Origin of the sequence: Vibrio hyugaensis (assembly GCF_002906655.1) — a bacterium.
GTDB classification, from domain to species: Bacteria; Pseudomonadota; Gammaproteobacteria; order Enterobacterales; family Vibrionaceae; genus Vibrio; species Vibrio hyugaensis.
The window spans coordinates 1,981,906-1,995,616 of sequence record NZ_CP025794.1 but is presented as its reverse complement, the minus strand read 5'-3'; the positions used below and the strand labels follow the sequence as shown (position 1 = coordinate 1,995,616).

The 13,711-nt window shown below is 43.8% G+C and carries 17 protein-coding genes; 8 read left to right on the top strand and 9 right to left on the bottom strand.

The annotated features are described in order from the left end of the window. Positions 1-83: 83 nt before the first annotated feature. Positions 84-950: a YicC/YloC family endoribonuclease gene (locus C1S74_RS09885; RefSeq protein ID WP_045399408.1), complete on the bottom strand. Its 867-nt coding sequence runs from the start codon at positions 948-950 to the stop codon at positions 84-86. A gap of 175 nt (positions 951-1,125) precedes the next feature. Here C1S74_RS09885 and rph point away from each other — a divergent pair, with 175 nt between their 5' ends. After that, entirely contained in the window at positions 1,126-1,842 is a 717-nt protein-coding gene (rph, locus tag C1S74_RS09880; protein WP_039975896.1) for a ribonuclease PH, read from the top strand. 104 nt (positions 1,843-1,946) lie between these two features. Further along, positions 1,947-2,588, top strand: coding sequence for an orotate phosphoribosyltransferase (gene pyrE / locus C1S74_RS09875; RefSeq protein WP_045399404.1), 642 nt, complete (start codon positions 1,947-1,949; stop codon positions 2,586-2,588). Between the two features lie 70 nt (positions 2,589-2,658). Here the strand turns inward: pyrE and C1S74_RS09870 are convergent, their stop codons facing one another. The 3 genes from C1S74_RS09870 to coaBC all read right to left on the bottom strand — a co-directional run bounded on the left by C1S74_RS09870 (position 2,659) and on the right by coaBC (position 5,565). Continuing rightward, complete coding sequence (locus C1S74_RS09870; protein ID WP_045399402.1) at positions 2,659-3,609, bottom strand: Kdo(2)-lipid IV(A) acyltransferase; 951 nt, start codon at positions 3,607-3,609, stop codon at positions 2,659-2,661. A 5-nt stretch (positions 3,610-3,614) separates the two neighbouring features. Next, positions 3,615-4,205 carry a nucleoid occlusion factor SlmA gene (gene slmA / locus C1S74_RS09865; RefSeq protein ID WP_005434407.1) on the bottom strand — a complete coding sequence of 197 codons (591 nt, stop codon included), beginning with the start codon at positions 4,203-4,205 and terminating at the stop codon, positions 3,615-3,617. A 160-nt stretch (positions 4,206-4,365) separates the two neighbouring features. After that, a complete protein-coding gene (coaBC, locus tag C1S74_RS09860; RefSeq protein WP_045399400.1) occupies positions 4,366-5,565 on the bottom strand; it encodes a bifunctional phosphopantothenoylcysteine decarboxylase/phosphopantothenate--cysteine ligase CoaBC in 1,200 nt (399 codons plus the stop codon). A gap of 341 nt (positions 5,566-5,906) precedes the next feature. Between coaBC and radC the strand changes: the two genes are divergently transcribed. The 5 genes from radC to mutM all read left to right on the top strand — a co-directional run bounded on the left by radC (position 5,907) and on the right by mutM (position 8,870). After that, positions 5,907-6,581, top strand: coding sequence for a RadC family protein (radC, locus tag C1S74_RS09855; RefSeq protein WP_038877097.1), 675 nt, complete (start codon positions 5,907-5,909; stop codon positions 6,579-6,581). Between the two features lie 303 nt (positions 6,582-6,884). After that, a complete protein-coding gene (gene rpmB / locus C1S74_RS09850; RefSeq protein WP_005467944.1) occupies positions 6,885-7,121 on the top strand; it encodes a 50S ribosomal protein L28 in 237 nt (78 codons plus the stop codon). A gap of 13 nt (positions 7,122-7,134) precedes the next feature. After that, positions 7,135-7,305 (top strand): 50S ribosomal protein L33, encoded by a 171-nt coding sequence (gene rpmG / locus C1S74_RS09845; protein ID WP_004410866.1) that lies wholly within the window; start codon positions 7,135-7,137, stop codon positions 7,303-7,305. Between the two features lie 177 nt (positions 7,306-7,482). Next, complete coding sequence (locus C1S74_RS09840; RefSeq protein ID WP_045399397.1) at positions 7,483-7,959, top strand: hypothetical protein; 477 nt, start codon at positions 7,483-7,485, stop codon at positions 7,957-7,959. A gap of 101 nt (positions 7,960-8,060) precedes the next feature. Further along, positions 8,061-8,870 carry a bifunctional DNA-formamidopyrimidine glycosylase/DNA-(apurinic or apyrimidinic site) lyase gene (gene mutM, locus C1S74_RS09835; protein ID WP_045399395.1) on the top strand — a complete coding sequence of 270 codons (810 nt, stop codon included), beginning with the start codon at positions 8,061-8,063 and terminating at the stop codon, positions 8,868-8,870. A gap of 36 nt (positions 8,871-8,906) precedes the next feature. Here the strand turns inward: mutM and C1S74_RS09830 are convergent, their stop codons facing one another. The 3 genes from C1S74_RS09830 to coaD are packed head-to-tail and all read right to left on the bottom strand — an operon-like array spanning position 8,907 to position 10,700. Next, positions 8,907-9,278 carry a diacylglycerol kinase gene (locus C1S74_RS09830; protein WP_045379261.1) on the bottom strand — a complete coding sequence of 124 codons (372 nt, stop codon included), beginning with the start codon at positions 9,276-9,278 and terminating at the stop codon, positions 8,907-8,909. Beyond that, the gene (locus tag C1S74_RS09825; protein WP_197064551.1) at positions 9,271-10,218 is read right to left on the bottom strand and encodes a glycosyl transferase family 90; all 948 of its coding nucleotides are present in this window, start codon (positions 10,216-10,218) and stop codon (positions 9,271-9,273) included. The genes C1S74_RS09830 and C1S74_RS09825 overlap by 8 nt, the downstream gene beginning before the upstream one ends. Further along, the gene (gene coaD / locus C1S74_RS09820; protein WP_045399569.1) at positions 10,215-10,700 is read right to left on the bottom strand and encodes a pantetheine-phosphate adenylyltransferase; all 486 of its coding nucleotides are present in this window, start codon (positions 10,698-10,700) and stop codon (positions 10,215-10,217) included. The genes C1S74_RS09825 and coaD overlap by 4 nt, the downstream gene beginning before the upstream one ends. A 38-nt stretch (positions 10,701-10,738) precedes the next feature. Here coaD and C1S74_RS09815 point away from each other — a divergent pair, with 38 nt between their 5' ends. Further along, the gene (locus C1S74_RS09815) at positions 10,739-11,770 is read left to right on the top strand and encodes a glycosyltransferase family 4 protein (protein WP_045399391.1); all 1,032 of its coding nucleotides are present in this window, start codon (positions 10,739-10,741) and stop codon (positions 11,768-11,770) included. Here C1S74_RS09815 and C1S74_RS09810 read toward each other — a convergent pair. Continuing rightward, on the bottom strand, positions 11,757-12,539 hold the full coding sequence (locus C1S74_RS09810) for a glycosyltransferase family 2 protein (protein ID WP_045379271.1): 783 nt from the start codon (positions 12,537-12,539) through the stop codon (positions 11,757-11,759). The two genes, C1S74_RS09815 and C1S74_RS09810, sit on opposite strands and share 14 nt — an antisense overlap. 17 nt (positions 12,540-12,556) lie before the next feature. Continuing rightward, the gene (locus C1S74_RS09805) at positions 12,557-13,630 is read right to left on the bottom strand and encodes a glycosyltransferase family 9 protein (RefSeq protein ID WP_045399566.1); all 1,074 of its coding nucleotides are present in this window, start codon (positions 13,628-13,630) and stop codon (positions 12,557-12,559) included. Positions 13,631-13,711 lie beyond the last annotated feature (81 nt).

Here is a 13,711-nt window from a genome sequence, read left to right as displayed (position 1 = left end):
TTATATATAGGAAGCAAGTGAAGCATCAGCAAATAAAAAGCCCCGCAGTGCGAGGCTCTTTAGATATCTCATCGAGGTCTTTATTATTCGATGTTCTGAATTTGTTCGCGCATTTGCTCAATCAGAACTTTCAGTTCAACACCTGATGCAGTGATGTCTGTGCTGATCGATTTTGACGCTAGCGTGTTCGATTCACGGTTAAACTCTTGCATCATGAAATCTAAACGACGACCGACTGCGCCACCTTTCTTCAGGATGTTTGTGGTTTCTTTTACGTGAGAATCAAGACGGTCTAGCTCTTCTGCTACGTCTGATTTCTGTGCCAGAAGGATAAGCTCTTGCTCAACGCGAGATGGGTCTAGCTCTACTTTCGCATCTTCAAACTTCGAGAACAGACGCTCACGTTGCCACTCTAGGATTTCTGGCATGCGTGCGCGCACTTTCACGACTTCTGATGTGATCGCTTCTAGGCGTTGTTCGATAAGCGCTTTCATGTTCTCGCCTTCACGGCCACGCGCTTCGATGAACTCACCAATTGCTTCATCAAATGCAGCAAGCAGTTCTTTGTTCACCTCATCCATATTTTGCTCAGGTGTTTCCATCACACCAGGCCATTGCATGACTTGGAATGGGTTGATGCGGCTTAGCTCACCAGTCATGTGCATCACTTGCTCAGCAGCTTTGATCACTTGGTTTGCCAGTGCTTCGTTAATGCTAAGCTCTGCTTTTGCTGCTGGGTTTGCTTCAAAACGCAGATTACATTCTACTTTGCCGCGAGCTAGGCGCTTACGAAAACGCTCACGCAGTACTGGCTCAAGAGCACGGAACTGTTCTGGCATGCGGAAGTAAGTTTCTAGGTAGCGTTGGTTTACACTGCGGATCTCCCACACTGCGCTGCCCCAATCGCCTTTTACTTCTTTGCGCGCATACGCTGTCATACTGTAAATCATCGAATTTTCCTGTCTTTTAAATTTGCTGAAAATTACCACGCAATAGTAGCACAGCAAGATGGCAGAGGCTTTGCTATTCTGTGACGAGATTGTCCAGATAGCTTTATTTAATCGATTCCGTTATAATCTGCGCCCAACCAAATCGTCTTCTCCTCATTACTTAAGGTAGATGCCCATGCGTCCAAACGATCGCAAGGCGGACCAAGTTCGCCCAATCAAAATTACTCGTAACTACACAGCTTACGCTGAAGGCTCAGTGTTAGTTGAATTTGGTAACACCAAAGTGTTGTGTAATGCGACCGTTGAAGAATCTGTGCCTCGTTGGCTAAAAGGTCAAGGTAAAGGCTGGGTAACGGCTGAATACGGCATGCTACCTCGTGCGACTCACTCGCGCACTCGTCGTGAAGCGGCGAACGGTAAGCAAGGTGGTCGTACGATGGAAATCCAACGCTTGATCGCACGTAGCCTACGCGCTGTCGTTGATCTACAAGCGATGGGTGAGTTCATGATCACGGTTGACTGTGATGTTATCCAAGCAGATGGCGGTACTCGCACCGCATCTATCAGCGGCGCAAGCGTTGCAATGGCAGATGCGTTCCAACACCTAGTGAATAGTGGCAAGCTAAAAGCAAACCCAATGAAAGGTCACGTAGCGGCAGTTTCAGTTGGTTTGCTAGGTGATGATGTTCTGTGTGACCTTGAGTACGTTGAAGATTCAGCGGCAGACACAGACATGAATGTAGTGATGACAGAAGAAGGCAAGATGATTGAAATTCAGGGCACCGCAGAAGGTGAACCGTTCAGTCACGAGCAGCTGATGGCTCTGCTAGAGTCGGCGAAAGTCGGCATTACGGAAATTGTCGCAGCGCAGAAGGCGGCGTTAGCCAATTGATTTTAATAGCTCCCATTATGGGGGCTATTTTTTTATCTCGACAACAGAGAAATGAATGATTGTCGAGAAGAGACACAAGAAACCAAGGACATAGAGAGAAAATAATGAAAGCATACCAGCGTGAATTTATTGAGTTTGCACTTGAGAAAGAAGTTCTTAAGTTTGGTGAGTTTACTTTGAAATCTGGCCGTAAAAGCCCGTACTTCTTTAACGCTGGTCTTTTCAATACTGGTCGTGACCTAGCGCGTCTTGGTCGTTTTTACGCAGCAGCGTTGGCGGATTCAGGCATTGAGTTTGATGTACTGTTTGGCCCTGCGTACAAAGGTATCCCAATCGCGACTGCAACTGCAGTAGCGCTAGCGGATCACCACGACACCGACACGCCTTACTGCTTCAACCGTAAAGAAGCAAAAGACCACGGCGAAGGCGGTAACCTTGTAGGAGCGGCGCTTGAAGGTCGTATCATGCTAGTAGATGACGTAATCACAGCTGGTACCGCGATTCGCGAATCAATGGAAATCATCCAAGCAAACGGTGCGGACCTAGCAGGTGTGTTAGTTGCGATTGACCGTCAAGAAAAGGGCAAAGGTGAGCTGTCTGCGATTCAAGAAGTGGAGCGTGACTTTGGTTGTGCAATCATCTCAATCGTTAGCCTGACAGATCTTGTGACTTTCCTTGAAGAGAAAGGTACAGACAAAGAGCACCTAGAAGCAGTAAAAGCGTACCGCGCGGAATACGGCATTTAATTGTTCTTTCATCATTAAAGAAAAAGGGGCTGGTGGATATCCATCAGCCCCTTTCTTTTATCTTTATCACTTACTTGTAGCGAATGCCTTTTGGCGCAGTTTCATCAGCCATGGTCTTGTAGCGCTTGTGTAGCCACATCCACTGCTCTGGTGCGCGCAGAATAACTTCTTCTACAAAGGTGTTCATATAAGCCGCTGCCGCTACTTCGTCTTTTTTCGGATAGTCGGCTTCAATGCACTTATCAGCGATGATTTCATACTTACCATCTCCATTGCGGAAGCCAGAGCCCGGAATTATCGAGCACTTGGACGTGTAAGCCAGAATGCTGGTGCCAGTTGTAGTACAAGCGTCTTCAATTGCGAAGAAAGGGACGAATACCGATTTGTTACGACCGTAATCGTGATCCGGTAAGTAAAACAAACGCTCACCGCTGCGTAGAACACGAATCATTTGTTTAACGTCTTTGCGGTCAATAAGTTTGTTGCCGTTGTGTGTGCGTCCCCAGTACTGAATGAAGTTGTACGCTGGGTTGTTGTGCGGGCGGAAAGCGCCATAGCCTGCAACACCTAACACGCCGAAAGCACGAGCGGTGATTTCAAGATTTAAAGCATGTACACAACACAGTAATACACCTTTACCTTCTGCGGCTTTCTCACGAAGTGCGACTAGGTCTTTCTCAATGATCAGAGTTTTGAAACGCCATGTCGGCCAAAACCAAGTGATACCGGTTTCGATCAGTGCCATACCGGTATTCTTAAAGTTCTCTTCAACAATGTGTTGGATCTCTTCAGGCGCTTTATCTGGAAAAGCCAGTTCAAGGTTACGTGTCGCGACATGGACACGACCTTTGCCATAGCGCATGCCGAGGTGGCCGAGTGTGCGACCTAACGATAGCAACATGCGGTATGGAAGGATATTGACCACGATAGCCAAAAAGCCAAAGCCGAGCCAAACACCCCAGTTACGAGGGTGGATAAGTGAAAGAGAAAACTCCGGCTTAGTGAATTTGTCTTTACTCATAATCTCTACTTAATTTGTGCGCTAAGAAGTGCCCAATACTCGTCAAAGTTCGCGGTTGGTTGGTATTTGAAATCACTACGAACAAAGCGGTTCAAGCTGCCTTCAACTTGTCCTAGGATTTGAGCCGCCAAAATGCGCTCTTCCACTGGGAACGATTTACCTTCACGGATCTTACGTTCACGTAGGATCTGACGAAGTTGCGTTTCGATACGTTCAAACAGTTGGTTGATGCGATCGCGTAGGCGCTCATTTTCAAACATTAGAGCATGACCGGAAAGAATGCGTGTCAAACCTGGGTTACGTTCTGAGAATGCCAAGATAAGGTGCATTACCATACGAATGCGCTCTAATGTGTCTTTCTCATCATCCAAAATACGGTTGATACGAGTCATGAGTGCTTCTTCGATGAACTCAATTAAGCCTTCAAACATGCGAGCTTTACTTGGGAAGTGGCGGTAAAGTGCCGCTTCTGAAACACCGACCTGTTTCGCCAATTTTGCCGTAGTAATGCGTGAAGCGCCTTCTGTAGATTCAAGCATCTGCGCGAGAGCTTGCAAGATTTCTTCACGACGATTGGATTTTTTACTGCCGGCCATTTAGTTACTTCCTTTCAAAATACAAAGTTGAGCGGAGGGGATTATAAGACGCTCTTTGGCATCAAACTAGACCAGTGAGGAGGTAATGGGAGCTTTAACACCCTCACTTGTCATGTTTGTACCAAATTTGTGCCAGTTTTCTATGAAAAGCGAATGGTAATTACATCAATTCGTGCATTTTTTCCAAAATTCTGAAACTTAGCGCTTCTTTGGATTCTAATGCCAACGCCTGTTCGCCTTCTGGCCAGAATAAAGTGATGGCGTTGTCGTTACTGTTAAAACCTTGGCCTTCAACAGAAACATCGTTCGCACAAATCATATCGAGGTTTTTCTTTACCAGTTTACCGTGAGCGTAGGTTTCTACGTCATTGGTCTCTGCTGCAAAGCCAACAGTGAATGGACGTTGCACAGTCATATTGGCGACGGCCGCTACGATATCAGGATTTTTGACCATGTTGATGGTCATCTGATCGTTGTTTTCCGTCTTTTTCAATTTTTGAGACGCCACATTTTCTGGACGGTAATCAGCTACGGCGGCACAGCTAATGAAAGCATCGTGGCTAGGCGCGTGAGCCATTACAGCATCATGCATCTCTTGTGCACTCGCAACATTGATACGCTCAACACCTGCTGGCGTATTCAAGCTGACGGGTCCACTGACTAGCGTGACCTTCGCACCCAATTGCGCTGCAGCATTTGCTAGTGCAAAGCCCATCTTTCCTGAGCTGTGGTTAGAAATGTAACGCACTGGGTCAATTGCTTCACGAGTTGGACCTGCGGTGATCAATACCGATTTTCCTGCCAACAGTTTCGGTTGGAAGAACTGCTCACATAAGCCGACAAGTTGCATTGGCTCTAGCATTCGACCAGGACCAACATCGCCACATGCTTGCTCACCGGCCGCAGGACCCCAAATGTGCATACCGCGGCGTGCTAGTGTCGCGATGTTGTCTTGAGTTGCGACATTGCGGTACATCTGTTGATTCATTGCTGGAGATACCGCTACTGGTGAATCTGTCGCAAGTACTAACGTAGTAAGCAAATCATTACCCATGCCAGCCGACATACGTGCAATCAAATCTGCAGTTGCAGGAGCAAGAAGAACCAAATCTGCCCATTTTGCCAGTTCAATGTGACCCATCGACGCTTCTGCTGCTGGGTCTAACAAGCTATCCGACACCGGGCGTCCAGAGACTGCCTGCATGGTTAAGGGAGTAATGAACTCCTTCGCCGCTTTGGTCATCACTACTTGAACTTGCGCGCCTCTTTCTATTAGGCGACGGGTTAGCTCCGCACATTTATACGCGGCAATACCGCCACTGATGCCGAGTAGAATTTTCTTTCCTGCTAGTGTTTGCATGTGAGATCTCCAATTTTTCTGGCGACGAGTTTAGCACAACTGAATCTATCATCGCCCAAGCAAATCTGATGAGAAGCTAATCCATATCAAACTACAGAATATTAATTATTGGGATTTCTAGAGCCTCAATAATAGTTTTTTTGTTCAAATTTTAGAGAAGAGGTCTATGCCTTTTTTAGAAATCCACAGGAGAGAAAAGACGATCTGGTTGAACGTGGTACGTTCTGATGGATTGCTAAATTACATAAAAAAGCCGCGGCTAACGGAAAAAACAAAAGTCAGTTTCGAATTTCTGCTTTTGTTTTGTGCAATAGGAGTTCACTAGAGAAAGAGAGCTCATGATGACCCTTAAATCCTTACCTACTGATTCTATGCCACGAGAGAAGCTGCTACACAGAGGGCCGCAAGCTTTGAGCGATGCTGAATTGTTGGCGATTTTTCTTCGCACTGGCACACAAGGTATGAATGTCATCGAATTGGCTGATTTTCTTATTCAAGATTTCGGTTCACTTCGCCAGCTTTTTTCTGCAACCGAAAAAGAGTTCTGCCAACACAAAGGGTTGGGACAAGCGAAATACGTGCAGTTACAAGCCGTCTTGGAAATGACGCAACGTTATTTAGCCGAAACCTTAAAGCGTGGTGATGCATTAACCAGCCCCGAACAAACTAAAATGTATCTTTCTTCTATATTAAGAGATCGACAAAGAGAGGCTTTCTACATTCTTTTCTTAGATAACCAGCATAGAGTAATAAAAGATGAGATTTTGTTTGAAGGCACACTAGATGCCGCGTCGGTTTATCCGAGAGAAGTCGTCAAGCGAGCCTTGCATCACAACGCAGCTGCTTTGATTCTGGCACACAATCACCCGTCTGGTGTTGCAGAGCCGAGCCAAGCAGACAGACGAATTACGCGACGATTAATCGATGCTTTAGCGCTGGTGGATATACGGATTTTGGACCATTTCGTTATCGGTGATGGCGAAAGCGTTTCTTTTGCAGAAAGAGGGTGGATATAACTGTGCATTTTTTAGGTTGTTAGTTGCTAAAAATCTGCTATCATCCTCGCCACTAAATTTTTAACTGAATTCAGCTTGGACTGCTAGAAAAAACCTGCTGTCTAAAAAAAGATCACGAAAACCTGTAAAAAGGATCTGTTCGGGTCTTGAGCAATGCATATCAAGTTAGTATAATGCGCGACCTTTGATAGCCTTGTATGGATTTTCCATAGCGGTTCTTAACCTCTAACTTCTTTCCGAGAAATAGAGAGGTTCGGCCACCAAGGTTGATATCGAGCTGAAACGATTTTGGAGAAGACATTCATGTCACGAGTATGCCAAGTAACTGGTAAGCGTCCAGTAACGGGTAACAACCGTTCACACGCACGAAATGCTACTAAGCGTCGTTTTCTGCCGAACCTACAAACTCATCGTTTCTGGGTAGAGAGCGAAAAACGTTTTGTTAAACTACGCCTTACTGCAAAAGGTATGCGCATCATCGACAAGAAGGGTATCGATACTGTTCTTGCTGATATCCGTGCACGTGGCGAAAACGTTTAAGAGGAAATAGGCAATGGCAAAGAAAGGCGTTCGTGAGAAAATCCGTCTAGTATCTTCAGCAGGTACTGGCCACTTCTACACAACAGATAAGAACAAGCGTAACATGCCAGGCAAATTTGAGATCAAGAAATTTGATCCAGTTGTACGCCAGCACGTTATGTACAAAGAAGCTAAAATCAAATAATTGGTTTTGTCTCTTTGACGATTTAAAAAGCCCAACTCTCGAGTTGGGCTTTTTATTACCTAAAATTCAGTAATCTCTCACTTCATCCCTTCTTTCACGTGTTTCCATACAGATGTTCTAGTCAAAATTCATACGCTTTGGTAGTTTGTTGATAACTACAGGAGATTAGGAACTGCTATGCGCGTTAGTCCGGCCCGTCGCCGTCGTTGGAACAATATTCTTATCCTAGGCATCATCGTTTTTATGGTGATCTTGAATGCGCCAACCTTGATCAAAACCTACCTTGTCGAAGAACCCGTGGATCCTTACCCCAATTTATTGCGCTCTGATCATGACGTGAGTGCTATTTACTTCTCAGGTTGGGAATTGGAGAAACAAAATGGGCAATGGCAATCGAACATTAAAGCTAATATTCCCGTACAAGAGATTGTGACTCGTTGGCAATCTTTGGAAGGGACTGAGCTGACCTCAGAACAATACGATAATTTAAAGTCTCAGTTGTCTTCTCCAGAAAGTATTGAGATCTGGTACCAAGACTTAGAAGAACCGCAACGAGTGACCTTTTATCGGCTTGGAGACTTTTGGTTGTTTAAAAACTGGCAAGATAAATGGATTGCGATTTCTGTTGATGGCAATTACATCATGCCCAAGTAAGTCTTACGAATAACCCTATGCAAAGGCTGTATTTGTCTTTGTTCTTTTCGATTATGCTAGCCACCCAATATCAATGCTCTTAGCGTTTTAAGGAGAATTAAATGCCTGAATTACCAGAAGTTGAAGTAAGCCGAATGGGCATCAGTCCACACATGGTTGGCGAGACGATTAAGGCATTTGTATTCCGAACCCCGAAACTGCGTTGGGATATCCCTCAAGAGTTGAAGAAGCTAGAAGGGCAGGTGATTCGTAATATCAGTCGCCGCGCTAAGTATCTGTTGATAGAAACGGACGAAGGAACTGCGATTGTTCACTTAGGCATGTCGGGTTCACTGCGTGTGCTTGATGCTGATTTTCCTCCAGCAAAGCACGATCATGTGGATCTCAAACTGAGCAATGGCAAAGTGCTGCGCTACAACGATCCGCGCCGCTTTGGCGCATGGCTGTGGAGCGCGCCTAATGAGCCACATGCCGCTTTAGGTCATATGGGACCAGAGCCTTTAACTGAAGAGTTCAACGCGGACTACGTCGTGGAGAAAGCTAAAGGTAAGCGTGTTGCGGTTAAGCAGTTCATCATGGACAACAAAATTGTCGTCGGAGTCGGAAATATCTACGCCAACGAATCTTTGTTTAAAACCCGCATTCATCCCACTCGCCCGGCAGGAAAACTAACTAAGAAAGAGTGGCAATTGTTGGTAGAGAACATCAAAGCTACGCTAGAAATTGCCATTCAGCAAGGCGGAACCACACTGAAAGACTTTGCCCAAGCAGATGGCAAACCGGGTTACTTCGCACAAGAGTTATTAGTTTACGGAAAAGCCGGAGAGCCATGCCCAGAATGTGGCGAAGCTCTCCAAGAACAAAAGATAGGCCAACGCAATACCTTCTTTTGTGGGGAATGTCAGAAGTAGGGCTTTGTGTCTTCTTAAAGTTTTTACTAGAGCACTTTAAACGAGAATATAGAGCCAAGTGAAAACTGCGAGAGCAAGACTCACCATAACTGCGGCGGAGCCAATGTCTTTAGCTTTGCCGCTGAGTTCGTGATGCTCAGTGCCTATACGATCGACAACGGCTTCTATCGCTGAGTTGACCAATTCAAACAAAAATACCAGCACTAGAGAGGCAATCATTAAGATTTGCTCAACTTTGCTTATATCTAGGTAAAGAGCAATCGGGATAAATAGCGCGAGAAGTACTAACTCTTGTCGTATTGCAGCTTCGCTCTTGAATGCTGATTTCAATCCTTTAACAGAGTACCCTGTCGCTTTCAGGATACGTGTTAACCCTGTGTTTTGAGGTTTACCTTTTTGGCTAGTCATTAGGTTGCTTCTGTCCCGACTGTTCAAAGTACTTATCAGCAACCATTAATGAGATTAAGTGTTCCTGTTTAGCGTTTTTGAATTGAGATACCCACAGATTAGCATTGTGAATAATATCTAACGCCTCTTTAGTGTGATTATTATAGTATTCCATTTTTTCAATTAGGTCGGAGAAGTCATCTTTTACCTCGACATAGTGAAAGCCTGGAATCAATTTCCCTTCCATAAACCAAGTCTCATAACGCAATTTTGGTGTAAAGCATAATGAGTTAGAAGACATGATCCATTTCAAGTTAGTTGCAACGTCTTTCCCTTCGAGACTTATGATGTATCGGTACTCGAGTTGCTCATCAATGGTCATGGAGTCAGTTAAGTAATCGCGTTGTTTTCCTTCGGCAATATGATGATCAACTCGCCCAACATTGCACAATGGATGATGAAAATATTTCTCAAGCAAAAGTTTTCGATTGGGTCTGAATCCAGCTCCACGCCATACAGCCATCTGCTTCTTGTTTAAGAATGGTATTTTGTCTTCAACAAAATTATAGTGGCGGATTGCATTTAGCTTAAGCAAAATGGAGTTACTGTTTTTGCCATTGATAGGGCGGCTTTTTACGAAGCTAGGCTCATCTGGAACATCAATAACATCGCCATTGACGTATTTGAATTGAAAACTCTTAGGGAAGTGTTTTACTACTCTTAGTAGGTCGTAATAATAGGTTCGTCCACCCGTCTTCTTAAAGTCACTAACTCTTGTTGTTCCATCGGCTGTCAATTGAAAATTTGATTGGAGTTTGCAGTAGTAATCCCTTCTTTCCTTCAAGTAGCCCTCGTTATATTGACTCTTGCTATTCAATATCTTTTTTAGAGAGTAACGATAAAAAAAGGAAGGTAATATCCCCAGCAAGCTATTAATAAAGTAATACTTAATCTTTCTCATTGCGATTTTATTTTATTGATGATAGCAAGGTTGACTGCTTCAGGAACAAATTGAGCCACACTACCTTTATGAATTGCGACTTCTCTTACAATGGTTGAGGATAAGAAGGCAAATTCCTCCGAAGGGGTAAGGAAGATACTTTCGAGGTCTGGAAGTAGTTTCCGATACATACTCGTCAAGCCAAACTCATATTCGAAGTCCATAGTTGTTCGTAGTCCTCGAATTAAAACGTTAGCTTCCTGTTGTTTTGCGAAGTCGACTAATAATCCACTAAAACCAACCGCAGATACATTAGGCAAGTGGCTACAGGACTGTTCAACCAATTTAACTCTTTCTTCTAGGCTGAACATTGTTTTCTTAGATGGACTAGCTGCAACGCCTATGACAACGGTATCAAACATACCAGCGGTGCGTTCAATAAGGTCTAGGTGCCCATTCGTTAGCGGATCAAAGGTCCCAGGGTAGATGACTTTTTTATTCACAGGTATAGTTACTTTTTTTCGTGGAATCGGATCATTATATGCCATCACCTCTGATAGTACATATCAATTTGGCCTCAGCTTTTGGAGGCGGAGAGGTTCAAACTCTTAATTTGATCAAAAACCTGCCAAGCGACCGACAGATAGTAATTGGCAAGAGAAACTGCCCTTTTCTTGAGAGGTTGAGTGAAGAGTTCCCTAAAATTCAAGTGATGGGAGCTCTAAAGGCTATTGTAGAGTGCCGAAAGAACTCAACAAATACTGTTATTCATGCTCATGACGGGCGTGGAGCGCATTTAGCACGAATCATCTCATTGCTATCTGGTTGCCCCTACTTGATTACCCGCAGAGTCAATAAGTTGTTAAAGGGTAAACTCTCTGAGTCCACTTATCGCAAGGCTGATTATGTTGTCGGAATTAGCAAAAAAGTGGCGAGTAACCTTTCAGGGTTAAACTCAAATGTGTCAATTATTTACGATAGCTACTCTAATTTACCGTCAAATAAAGATGAAGAGGTAACGTTGCAAGCATATTCAAACAAGTTTGTTGTTACTCAAATAGGAAGCTTGATTGATATAAAAAATGTCCCTTACACCATAGAGCTTGCAAGACTGGTAGAGAGACAATACCCAGATATTCATTTTCTCATTGTAGGTGAGGGAAAGTTAGAAGAAGAATTAAAGTCACAAGCACAAGGCCTGTCTAACGTAACATTTTTAGGTTTTACTCCTTACATCTCATCGGTTCTGTCAATCACAAACCTATTAATCATGCCTTCAAAAAATGAAGGTCTAGGTTCTTCGATTTTAGAAGCTTATCAACATAATGTTCCTGTCATTGGATCTAATGTCGGCGGAATACCAGAAATCGTTGAGGTTGGTCAGTCTGGATATTTAGTGGATTTAGACAACGGACCTGAAGAAGCGGTGGCCCATTTAGAACATATAGTTAGGGATAAATCTAGTTATGCAACTTTAAGGGAAGGGGTTAAGGCGATTAAGAGAAAATATAGCCCTGAAACAATGGTTCAGAGCTATCAATCTATTTACAACCAGCTGGTTACCAAACCTTAGAGAAATCCTCGTTTTCTAATACTTTCGGATCTCTTTGGAATTCCAACAAGCGAGCGTACTTTAGGTAGCTACTCATTGTTGCGCTTAAAGCAACAGTGAGCCCATCACTTCCTCCGAGGAAGCCGCGTTTGATAATATATGCGCGGAAAAAGGCAGACAAGCCGTGAGTGAATGGAGAAAATGCATTCGCTCGCTTTCCTTTTTGATACATGATCTTGGCTGCCCTACCGCTAAAATCGCGCCCAGGCTTTGAAAATAACTGCCCCAAATTCTCAAAAGAGTAATGAATTAAGTCTGAGTTGAGACGCTTAGGATTTTTAGCTTGTACAGAAGCATGCTGTTTTACTTCTGCAAAGCGAGTTTTCTGCTTGTTATAAAGCCTAATACAGTAGTCAGGGTACCAGCCACATTGCTTAATCCATCTTGAGCCAATGTAGTTTCGACGTCGAAAGGCAAATGCATCGTGTGAAGTGTTAGTTAGGTCAAGGCTCTTAATTTCGGCGACAGCTTCTTCTGTCAAGCGTTCATCTGCATCAATACTGAGTATCCAGTCATTGCTCGAGAAGTCTAAGCCGACGTTTTTTTGAAATCCATCACCGAGGTATGGTTGATGGATCACTTTCGCGCCAAGTTTGGTTGCTAATTCCACCGTGTTGTCTGAACTGTCAGAGTCGACGACGATGACTTCGTTACAAACTTGCTGTAGGGATAGAATACACTCTTGTACATTCTTGGCTTCATTTAAGGTGATCACTACACCTGTAATCATAATATTCTGACCTCTAATTAAGCTTGTGGATAAGTGTAGTTGCTTTGTAGTTTGAAGTCCTCAACCAGTTTATCAAACATGGTAATCACGTCTTTCGACTGGATTCTATGCATAGCGTTCTCATCATGTACACGCTTGCGCCAACTTAATTCTCGGCTAGCCTTACCTGTCTCGGACAATATTGCTTCTTCATAAACGGAAACAACATACTTTAAGTAGTGATATGGACCAACACGTAGAGGGTTGTGATGAGCATAAAGTCCTATAACCGGTGTTTGCATTGCACTTGCAATGTGCGTAGGGCCAGTGTCAGGGGCGATAACCATATCCACCATATCGATTAGAGCTAGCATTTGCATGATAGAGCTTTGGCCTACCAAGTTTAAGCAAGGTTCAGATAACTGTGCTTGAACGTCACTTGCTAGATCGATTTCAACTTTTGCTGGGCTACCCGCTAAAATAACATTCCAACCCATATTTCGAGCATGATTGATGACGTCAGCATAGCCTCCGGCATGCCAGTTTTTATAGGCTTTACTCGCACCAGGAACAAGAAGCAAGTTGGGTTTGTTAGTTTGTAGATGTGACTGAGCCCAAGACTTATCTTGTTCTGAATATGATAAAGACCATTGCAGATCTGATTGAGGGACACCAATTTGATGAGCAAATGCCATTAAACCGTCAGCAACATGAAGAGAAAAAGGGGATGTGACTTTGGTGTTTGTAAACAAAGTTTGAAAGTCTTGGCTTCGTTCCGCAGAAAAGCCAAGTTTGTATTTTGCTTTAATCCCTAGTGTTGCAAAACTTGCTCTTAACGCATATTGCATATGCAACAATGCATCAAATTCACGGCCTTTTAATTGCTTCCAGAGAGCCTTATAGCCTTCCATGCCAGTCTTCTTATCAAAGGTTAAGATCTCGACTCCTTCGATAGCCATCAGTAGTTGAGCTTCAAGTTTACCTGTAATCCAGGTTATCTTCGTTTGTGGCCAGTGTTTTTGAATCGCTTGGACAGTGGCGATGGTATTACAAACATCACCAATTGCAGATAATCTTAAAATACATAGTGATTTTGGTGCTGATTCAAACAAAGGCATAGGGTAGTGCTCTAGCAAATTGATTAATAAGAATTATGCAGTTGGGCTGAGGGAATGTAAAATAAAACAGAGTAA

Excerpts from the sequence above, each read along its gene's own strand:
- C1S74_RS09885 (WP_045399408.1), bottom strand. The coding sequence starts at position 950 with ATGATTTACAGTATGACAGCGTATGCGCGCAAAGAAGTAAAAGGCGAT.
- rph (WP_039975896.1), top strand. The coding sequence starts at position 1,126 with ATGCGTCCAAACGATCGCAAGGCGGACCAAGTTCGCCCAATCAAAATT.
- pyrE (WP_045399404.1), top strand. The coding sequence starts at position 1,947 with ATGAAAGCATACCAGCGTGAATTTATTGAGTTTGCACTTGAGAAAGAA.
- C1S74_RS09870 (WP_045399402.1), bottom strand. The coding sequence starts at position 3,609 with ATGAGTAAAGACAAATTCACTAAGCCGGAGTTTTCTCTTTCACTTATC.
- slmA (WP_005434407.1), bottom strand. The coding sequence starts at position 4,205 with ATGGCCGGCAGTAAAAAATCCAATCGTCGTGAAGAAATCTTGCAAGCT.
- coaBC (WP_045399400.1), bottom strand. The coding sequence starts at position 5,565 with ATGCAAACACTAGCAGGAAAGAAAATTCTACTCGGCATCAGTGGCGGT.
- radC (WP_038877097.1), top strand. The coding sequence starts at position 5,907 with ATGACCCTTAAATCCTTACCTACTGATTCTATGCCACGAGAGAAGCTG.
- rpmB (WP_005467944.1), top strand. The coding sequence starts at position 6,885 with ATGTCACGAGTATGCCAAGTAACTGGTAAGCGTCCAGTAACGGGTAAC.
- rpmG (WP_004410866.1), top strand. The coding sequence starts at position 7,135 with ATGGCAAAGAAAGGCGTTCGTGAGAAAATCCGTCTAGTATCTTCAGCA.
- C1S74_RS09840 (WP_045399397.1), top strand. The coding sequence starts at position 7,483 with ATGCGCGTTAGTCCGGCCCGTCGCCGTCGTTGGAACAATATTCTTATC.
- mutM (WP_045399395.1), top strand. The coding sequence starts at position 8,061 with ATGCCTGAATTACCAGAAGTTGAAGTAAGCCGAATGGGCATCAGTCCA.
- C1S74_RS09830 (WP_045379261.1), bottom strand. The coding sequence starts at position 9,278 with ATGACTAGCCAAAAAGGTAAACCTCAAAACACAGGGTTAACACGTATC.
- C1S74_RS09825 (WP_197064551.1), bottom strand. The coding sequence starts at position 10,218 with ATGAGAAAGATTAAGTATTACTTTATTAATAGCTTGCTGGGGATATTA.
- C1S74_RS09815 (WP_045399391.1), top strand. The coding sequence starts at position 10,739 with ATGCCATCACCTCTGATAGTACATATCAATTTGGCCTCAGCTTTTGGA.
- C1S74_RS09810 (WP_045379271.1), bottom strand. The coding sequence starts at position 12,539 with ATGATTACAGGTGTAGTGATCACCTTAAATGAAGCCAAGAATGTACAA.